Below are 7,790 nucleotides of genomic sequence, written 5' to 3'. Positions count from 1 at the left end.
TGCGTCACTTACCCACCTCCTTCGGACTTGAACGGCTTTCGAGACTTTCTCGAAAGCAGGAGGGTGTGTGCACGTGCCTGCTCTCTCACCGCCGGATGCGGATCGATAGGCAGACAACCACAACAGTCTAGCGGAAACGGCGGGCGTGTCGCGACGTTCGTGATGAATCAGCGCACGATCGGCGGAACGTTCCCCCACGATGCACGGTCCTCCGCCGACGGTGCGGCGGGGATCCGTCCGAGCCCATCGGGTTCGGGGATCGCTGCGAGCAGCGAACGCGTGTACGGATGACGCGGGTCCTCCCACAGCTCGGACGTCACACCGGATTCGAGCACGCGACCGGCGTACATGACGAGGGTGCGGTCCGCGATGCGGCGCACGACCGCGAGGTCGTGCGAGATGAACAGCATGCCGGCGCCGACCTCGGCGACGAGGTCGCGCATGAGGGCGGCGACGCTCGTCTGGGTCGATGCGTCCAGAGCGGAGATCGGTTCGTCGGCGATGAGCAGGCGGGGCCGCGCGGCGAGGGCGCGGGCGATGGCGATGCGCTGCTTCTCCCCTCCGGAGAACTGGTGCGGGAAGCGGGTTGTCCACGCCGGGTTCAGCCCCACGCGCTCGAGCCATTCCTCGACACGGGATCCTTCGTCCCCGCGGTCGAGCGCCGTGCGGATGCCGTCGGCGATCTGGTCGCCGATCCGCCGGCGCGGATTGAGCGAGGTAGAGGGGTCCTGGAACACCATCTGGATGCCGGTGAGCTCGACGGGTCGGCGGCGAATCCCCATCGGCGTCACGGGGCGGCCATCGAAGCGCACATCTCCGGCGACGATCTTCTCGATGCCGGCGGCGGCGCGTGCCAGCGACGACTTTCCGCTGCCGGACTCTCCCACCAGCGCCACGGTTTCGCCTGCGGCGACGTGCACCGAGACGTCGTCGACGGCGACCACAGGAGGGTTCCCGGGATAGCGCACGGTCACACCCTGCGCGTCGAGGACGAACGCGTCACTCATCGTCGTCTCCTTCGGTCTCGGCGGCCAGGCGCGAGCCGGGCAGCGCCGCGAGCAGCGTGCGGGTGTATTCGTGCTGCGGGTGGGCGAACAGGGTGGCCCGGTCGGCGCGCTCGACGATCCGCCCGTCCTTCATGACGGCGATGTCGTCGGCGATCGCGCTCATCACTCCGAGGTCGTGGGTGACGAGGAGCACGGCGAGGTCGCGTTCGACCGCGAGCCCGCGGAGCAGGTGCAGGATGCCGGCCTGAACCGTGACGTCGAGGGCCGTGGTGGGCTCATCCGCGAGAAGGACGTCGGGATCGCAGGCCAGGGCGCAGGCGATCGCGATGCGCTGTCGCTGTCCGCCGGAGAACTGGTGCGGGTAGCGGCCCAGCGACTCCTCGGGGCGCGGCACCTGCACGCGCTCGAGCAGCTCGATCGCCCGCGCATCGGCCTCCTTGCCCTTCAGGCCGAGGTGCACGCGCATGTGATCGGTCAGCTGCTTGCCGACTGTGATCTGCGGGTGCAGCGACGATGACGGGTCCTGGAACACCATGGCGATCCGCTTGCCCCGCACCCGGTTCAGGGCGCGGCGCGGCATCCCGAGCAGCTCGTCGTCGCCGAGACGGATGGATCCGGAGGTCTGCGCTTTTCGCGGCAGCAGGCCGAGGATCGCGAGCGAGGTGAGCGTCTTTCCCGAGCCGGATTCTCCGGCCAGGCCCTGCACGCGTCCGCGGTGCAGGTCGAGGGAGATGCCGTGCACGAGCGGGCGGCCGATCGAGATGTGCAGATCGGCGATGCTCAGCGCGGTCGATGCGGCGGTCATGCGCTCGCCCCCTTCGCGGATGCCGTCAGATCGGCCTGGTTCTCATGGGCGATCTCGGCCGTGGGGTCGAGAACGTCGCGCATCGCGTCGCCGATGAAGTTGAAGGCGACGACGACCGAGAGGATCGCGAGGCCGGGGAAGACTCCGAGCCACCAGGCGTCGAAGTTCGACATGGCCGCCGAGATCATGGATCCCCATTCGGCCGTCGGCGGCTGTGCGCCCAGCCCCAGGAACGACAGGCCAGACAGCAGCAGGATCGCGGTTCCGATGTCGAGGGTCGCGAGTACGAGCACGGGCCCGGCGATGTTCGGGAGGATGTCGACGAACAGGCTCCGCAGCGGCGAGTGTCCGAGTAGCCGCCCGGCGACGACGTAGTTCTGCTGGCGCAGGCTCAGCACGATGCTGCGGGTGACGCGGGCGTACTGCGGCCATGACACGATGACCGCGGCGATCACGGCGTTGTAGAGCGAGGGCCCGAGGGATGCGGCGATGACCATCGCGAGGATCACGGTCGGGAACGCCATGAACAGGTCGGTGATGCGCATGAGCACCTCGTCGGCCCAGCCGCCGAAGTATCCGGCGACCGCTCCGAGGATCGTTCCGATGATGAGGGCGCAGATCACGAGCATGAGGGCGAGCGGGATCGTCACGGTCGCGCCGGTCATGAGGCGCGAGAAGATGTCCCGGCCCGTGCCGTCGGTGCCCATGAGGGTGTCGATGCCCGGCGCCTGCAGGCGCGGCAGCACCTGGGCGTTGGGGCCGAAGGGCACCCACCACTGCGCCGTGAAGGCGACGATGACCCAGGCCAGGGCGATGACGGTGCCGATGATGCCCAGCGGTGTGCGCCAGGCGCGCGGCCAGCGGAAGCGGATCGTCCAGCGGGATGCGACCCGCTTGTCGTCGAGGGCGCTCATGCGATCCTCACTCTCGGATCCAGAACGCCGTAGAGGAGGTCCACGACGAGGTTGATGACGAGGTAGATGACGCCGACGACGAGGCCGACGCCCATGATGCCCGTCAGATCGAGGTTGGCGGCGGCGTTGTAGGCGTAGGTGCCCAGGCCCGGCCAGGCGAAGACCGACTCGACGAGCACGGTGCCGCTCAGCAGCGATCCGAAGGCGACGCCGACGACGGTGAGGATCGGCAGCGAGGCGCCGCGCAGCACGTAGCCGAGCACGACCCGGGGGCCGGACAGGCCCTTGGCACGGGCGGCGCGCACGTAGTCGCTGTCGAGCACTTCGAGCACCGAGGTGCGCACGAATCGCGTGAGCAGTCCGATCGTGACGAGCGAGAGCACCATGACCGGAAGCGCCAGGTGGGCCGCCGCGTCGAAGAAGCCGACGCTGTCTCCGTTGAGGAGGAAGTCGACCGTGTAGAAGCCGGTGACGCGCGGCGGCGGGGTGATCGCCGGGGAGATCCGCCCCGATCCGGGCGCGATACCCAGCTCGAGGAAGAAGAAGTAGTAGCTGACGAGCGCGAGCCAGAACGTCGGCACGCTGAGCCCGATGAGAGTCACGACGCGCACGACCTGGTCGGTGACCAGCCCGCGGCGGTACGCCGCGAGGGTTCCGAGCACGAGGCTGACGGCGAGGCTGACGATGATCGCGCAGACCGCGATCTCGATCGTCGCCGGCACCGCCGTGGCGAGGTCAGCCGTCACAGCGCGTCCCGTCACGAGGGAGGTGCCGAGGTCACCCTGCAGCAGGTTGCCCATGTAGACGAAGTACTGCACGATCAGGGGCTTGTCGAGCCCGCGGGAGGCGATGAACGCCTCCCGCGTCGCGGGGTTCTGCGCCGCTCCCTCGCCCAGTGCCGCGGAGACCGGGTCTCCGGGAACGAGGTTGGTCAGCAGGAACGTCACGATCGTGACGCCGATCAGCAGCAGGATCGAGGTGCCCAGGCGGCGCAGCAGGTACCCGACCAGCGGTGAGCGGGTCGGGCGCCTGCGCGCGATGGTGGCCGTGCTCATCGAGCTGGTCAGCCGGCGGGCTTGATCTCGGCGATGTCGATCTCCCACACCGAGTTGTAGACGGCGCCGGTGACGTCGGCGGCGGTGGCGATGTTGCGGCCGGGGACGATCAGCGGCACGAAGGGCCCGTCCGTCTGCATGGCCTCGGCGAAGGCGGTGAAGGCGGCCGTGCGCTCGTCGACGTCGGTCGCGCCGGCGGCGGCTGCCGCAAGGGCACCGATCTCGGGGTTGGCCTCGGCGGTCCAGCCGCTGCGCAGTCCGACCTTCAGGCCGGGAGCGAAGGGCAGGAAGTTCGCGGAATCGGCATAGTCCGGTCCCCAGAACCACAGGCCGAAGCCCTCGGTCCCGTTGACGTAGGCGTCGAGCTCGCTGGCGAAGGGCGCCGGGGCGAGCTCGACCTCGATGCCGGCGTCGCCGAGCTGGGCCTGGATGCGCTCGGCGAGCGGTGTGAACTCCACGCCGCCGACCGGGTAGTCGTTCGGGAACTGCAGCTTCAGGGTCTGGCCGTCGTAGCCGGCAGCGGCGAGGGCTGCCTCGACGCGATCGAGGTCCTGCTCGACGCCGGCATCCAGCGCGCCCTCGAAGGCGGGCGGGATGACGCCGGTCGCCTGCACGGAGCCAGCGCCGGCGAGCTCGAGCAGGCCGTCGTAGTCGAGCGCGTAGCGGATCGCTTCGGCCATCTCGACGTTGGCGAGCTCGCCCACGACATCGGGGTTCTGGTTGAGGAGCAGGAAGATCGTCTGGGCGGATGCCACGGAGTCGACGTTCTGGTCGTCGCCGAGCGTCGCGACCTGGTCGCCGTTGAGGTCGAGGGCGACCATGGTGTCGCCGCCCTTGAGGTTGGCGAGCTGGGTGGCCGACTCGGTGACGTTGCGGATGACGACGCGGTCGTAGGCGCTGGCCTCGTCTCCGTTGTACTCCTCGTTCTGGGAGAGCACGATCTGCGAGGACAGATCGAGGGTGTCGAGCACGAAGGGTCCGGAGCCGGCGGAGGTGCCGTCGAGGAAGGCCTGCGCGGTGTCGGTGCCGTCGATCGTGCCGCCGTTCTCGATCACGACGTCGGAGTTCAGAATGCCGAGGGCGGCGTTCGCGAGGATCGCGGGCAGTTGCAGCATGGGCGCTTCGGTGGTGAAGCGGATGGTCTTGTCGTCGACCTCTTCGATCGTGACGCCGGTGAGGAGGAAGTTGGGCTTGGCCTCGGCCATGCCCTGGATGCGCTGCAGCGAGAAGACGACGTCCTTCGCCTCGACGGGGGAACCGTCGGAGAAGACGCGGCCATCCTCGAGCGTGAAGACGAACTCGGTCGCCTCGTCGTTCTGCTCCCACGTGGCGAGTCCCGGGATGGGCGTGGAGACGTCGGAGCCCTCGAAGTCGACGAGGGTCTCGTAGAGCGCCTTGGCGAGCATGTTGCCGGTCGGGTCGTAGCTGTGCCCGGGGTCGGCGGTCTCGATCGAGAAGGCGGTGTCGATCACGAGCGAGGAGGCCGAGCTGTTGCCGCCGCCGTTGGCGGAGTTCCCCCCGGAGCAGCCCGTGACGGCAAGGAGCGCGACGGCTCCGAACGCGACCAGTGACTTACGAGACATCGATGACATGGGCCCTCCTTGGGAAGGGAGTGATTCGGGAAAGGTCGGACGGCTGTGGACGACCGAGTTCAGATTGACACGATGCCCGACGATCTGTCCAATGAGACGACATCTGCGCGAACATTTCGCTCTAGACTTCGGGAATGCGAGGCGATACGTCCAATGAACGGCCCGCGGACTCAGCATCCGCTGGACGAAGTGCGCCCGCGCTGGACGATGTGGCCTACCGCATCCTCGCCGCCCTGCGCGAGAACGGGCGCCTGTCGATGGCGGCACTGGCCGAGCGCGTCGGCATCTCCCGGGCGAACGCGTACTCGCGCGTCGAGGCGCTCCTGTCATCCGGTGTGATCACCGGGTTCTCGGCATCCGTCGATCCGGCCCGCGTCGGACTGTCGATCGGCGCGCACGTGTTCGTCACGGTCCATCCGCAATCGTGGCCGTCGTTCCGCGAGCGGGTTCTGCACATGCCCGAGGTCGAGTACTGCGCCGTCACGACAGGCGAGCACGACGCGATGCTGATGATCCGTGCGACGGATGTCGGCGGCGTGCACGACTTCTCCACGGGCGTCATCGCCCAGTTGCCCGAGGTGCGCACGGTCGTGAGCGTCGTGATCCTCGACGAGGTGGTGCGCCGGCCGTACATCCTGCCCACCGATATCCCTCCTCGGGAGCCGGTCGACACCCTCGGCATGACACGGTGGACGCCCGCCCCGGGCGCGCGGGAGCCCCTGCCCCCGCGCTGACCCCTCAGACGATCGGGACCTCGGCGCACACGCTCAGCTGCGGCGCGCCGTGCATCTCGTAGTGCTCGATGAGACGCAGACCGTTCTCGTCCCGCTCGATGTCGCTATCGCCCGCACCGGTGACGACGGTGCCATCGGCGACGAGGACGTGCACGAAGTGGATGCTGATCGAATCGCCCGTGCGGGTGCCGATGAAGCGTCCGAATGTCACCGTGTCACCGGTGTAGTCGCCCCAGACCGCACCGTCCTTCTCGAAGTAGTGGAACGTGCTCGGGGCGTCCGGGTTCACGGCCGAGGTGGTCGAGGAGACCATGCGGAAGGTGCGTCCGTCCAGCGACGGGAGAGTCTGCGTGTTCACACCTCCGATTATGGCAACGTGGACAGGGTGACGATGCCCGCATCCCAACCGCTCGCCTTCGACCCGCGCCCGCTGACCGACCCGGTCGACCCGAAAGCGGTCTCGGCATTCGTCCGTGCGGCGCAGTCCACCCGACGGGGCCCGTCTGCGGGTCTGATCGTCGGCATCGTCGGCGGGGCGATCGCCCTGCCGGTCCTCCTGGTGCTCGTGCCGCTCCTCTTCACGGTCGTGGGTCCGTTCGCCCTGCTCGGCGCCGTCGTGCTCGGCGCTCTCATCGCCGGCATCATCGCGATCATCGTCAGCGCGCAGCGGCGCGGCCGCATCGCCCGGTACCGGCTGAGCACCTTCGCCGCGGCGAACAACATGACCTACATCGATCGCATCGATGCCCCTCCCCTGCCGGGGATGATCTTCCAGATCGGGCATTCCCGGCGCGCGGACCGCATCGTCCGCGGCCTCTCCCCGCGCTTCGTGGAGTTCGGCAACTACCAGTACACGACCGGCTCGGGCGAGGATTCGAACACGTACAACTGGGGCTATATCGCGGTGAAGCTCGACGTGCCGCTGCCGAACATCGTGCTCGATGCGCTCGGGAACAACAGCTTCCGCACGAATCTGCCGGCGGCGTTCCGCAAGGATCAGCGGCTCTCCCTCGAGGGAGACTTCGACCGCTACTTCTCGCTCTACTGCCCCGCCGGTTACGAGCAGGATGCGCTCTACCTGTTCACCCCCGACATCCTGGCGCGCTTCATCGACCATGCGGCCGAGCTCGACGTCGAGATCGTCGACGACTGGATGTTCCTGTACACGAAGCGCAAGGTGTCAACGCTGGATCCGCAGACGTGGGCCTGGTTGTTCGGCGTGGTCGGCGCCCTGATGACGAAGTTCGATCAGTGGGCGCGCTGGCGCGACGACCGGTTGCGCGCGAGCCACGGACCCGCCGCGGTTCCGGCTGCCGCCGCGCCCGCCGGTGGCGCACTGCCCTTCGCGGCGCCCGCGGGCATGCTGACGCCGCCTGCCGGCGTCGCGGCGCCGGGTCGACGGCTCAAGCGCCGCCGGACGTGGCTCATCATCGTGGTCGCGCTCGTCGCCCTGTGGATCATCCCGATGTTCATCACGGGCGTCATGAACCTTCTGCCGTAAGCAGGTGTTGAGGGTGAGCGCTGTCTGGGGAACTGCGCTCACCCCATCCCCCCGGATCAGAAGAAGACGTACTCCCTCCGCAAGGACGGCTGAGCCGTCCGACGCCGATTGTCAGCTGGGGACTGAACGATCCCGGCGTATGGCGAACACGGTATACCACTCAACGTTGCATCGGGTTGCAT

At 68.4% G+C, this 7,790-nt stretch carries 8 protein-coding genes; 2 read left to right on the top strand and 6 right to left on the bottom strand.

Going from position 1 to position 7,790, the window contains the following annotated elements:
• Positions 1 to 167: 167 nt before the first annotated feature.
• The 5 genes from Q0Z66_RS11490 to Q0Z66_RS11470 are packed head-to-tail and all read right to left on the bottom strand — an operon-like array spanning position 168 to position 5,364.
• Positions 168 to 1,007 (bottom strand): ABC transporter ATP-binding protein, encoded by an 840-nt coding sequence (locus Q0Z66_RS11490; protein WP_298041255.1) that lies wholly within the window; start codon positions 1,005 to 1,007, stop codon positions 168 to 170.
• On the bottom strand, positions 1,000 to 1,812 hold the full coding sequence (locus tag Q0Z66_RS11485; protein WP_298041253.1) for an ABC transporter ATP-binding protein: 813 nt from the start codon (positions 1,810 to 1,812) through the stop codon (positions 1,000 to 1,002). Before Q0Z66_RS11485 ends, Q0Z66_RS11490 begins: the two co-directional genes overlap by 8 nt.
• Positions 1,809 to 2,726 (bottom strand): ABC transporter permease, encoded by a 918-nt coding sequence (locus tag Q0Z66_RS11480; protein WP_298041251.1) that lies wholly within the window; start codon positions 2,724 to 2,726, stop codon positions 1,809 to 1,811. The genes Q0Z66_RS11485 and Q0Z66_RS11480 overlap by 4 nt, the downstream gene beginning before the upstream one ends.
• On the bottom strand, positions 2,723 to 3,781 hold the full coding sequence (locus tag Q0Z66_RS11475) for an ABC transporter permease (protein WP_298041250.1): 1,059 nt from the start codon (positions 3,779 to 3,781) through the stop codon (positions 2,723 to 2,725). The genes Q0Z66_RS11480 and Q0Z66_RS11475 overlap by 4 nt, the downstream gene beginning before the upstream one ends.
• 8 nt (positions 3,782 to 3,789) lie before the next feature.
• Positions 3,790 to 5,364: an ABC transporter substrate-binding protein gene (locus Q0Z66_RS11470; protein WP_298041248.1), complete on the bottom strand. Its 1,575-nt coding sequence runs from the start codon at positions 5,362 to 5,364 to the stop codon at positions 3,790 to 3,792.
• Between the two features lie 143 nt (positions 5,365 to 5,507).
• On the opposite strand from Q0Z66_RS11470, the gene Q0Z66_RS11465 reads away from it, so the two are divergent.
• Positions 5,508 to 6,107: an Lrp/AsnC family transcriptional regulator gene (locus Q0Z66_RS11465; protein ID WP_298041246.1), complete on the top strand. Its 600-nt coding sequence runs from the start codon at positions 5,508 to 5,510 to the stop codon at positions 6,105 to 6,107.
• Between the two features lie 4 nt (positions 6,108 to 6,111).
• Here Q0Z66_RS11465 and Q0Z66_RS11460 read toward each other — a convergent pair whose 3' ends face one another.
• Complete coding sequence (locus tag Q0Z66_RS11460) at positions 6,112 to 6,465, bottom strand: hypothetical protein (RefSeq protein ID WP_298041245.1); 354 nt, start codon at positions 6,463 to 6,465, stop codon at positions 6,112 to 6,114.
• A gap of 33 nt (positions 6,466 to 6,498) precedes the next feature.
• Here Q0Z66_RS11460 and Q0Z66_RS11455 point away from each other — a divergent pair, with 33 nt between their 5' ends.
• Positions 6,499 to 7,608 (top strand): hypothetical protein, encoded by a 1,110-nt coding sequence (locus Q0Z66_RS11455; protein ID WP_298041243.1) that lies wholly within the window; start codon positions 6,499 to 6,501, stop codon positions 7,606 to 7,608.
• Positions 7,609 to 7,790: the final 182 nt, after the last annotated feature.

Origin of the sequence: uncultured Microbacterium sp. (genome assembly GCF_947632095.1) — a bacterium.
Classification (GTDB): Bacteria; Actinomycetota; Actinomycetes; order Actinomycetales; family Microbacteriaceae; genus Microbacterium.
This window is presented reverse-complemented; position numbering and strand designations above follow the sequence as displayed.

Bases quoted from the DNA above. Each gene is read 5' to 3' on its own strand.
- Q0Z66_RS11490 (WP_298041255.1), bottom strand. From the start codon at position 1,007: ATGAGTGACGCGTTCGTCCTCGACGCGCAGGGTGTGACCGTGCGCTAT.
- Q0Z66_RS11485 (WP_298041253.1), bottom strand. From the start codon at position 1,812: ATGACCGCCGCATCGACCGCGCTGAGCATCGCCGATCTGCACATCTCG.
- Q0Z66_RS11480 (WP_298041251.1), bottom strand. From the start codon at position 2,726: ATGAGCGCCCTCGACGACAAGCGGGTCGCATCCCGCTGGACGATCCGC.
- Q0Z66_RS11475 (WP_298041250.1), bottom strand. From the start codon at position 3,781: ATGAGCACGGCCACCATCGCGCGCAGGCGCCCGACCCGCTCACCGCTG.
- Q0Z66_RS11470 (WP_298041248.1), bottom strand. From the start codon at position 5,364: ATGTCTCGTAAGTCACTGGTCGCGTTCGGAGCCGTCGCGCTCCTTGCC.
- Q0Z66_RS11465 (WP_298041246.1), top strand. From the start codon at position 5,508: ATGCGAGGCGATACGTCCAATGAACGGCCCGCGGACTCAGCATCCGCT.
- Q0Z66_RS11455 (WP_298041243.1), top strand. From the start codon at position 6,499: ATGCCCGCATCCCAACCGCTCGCCTTCGACCCGCGCCCGCTGACCGAC.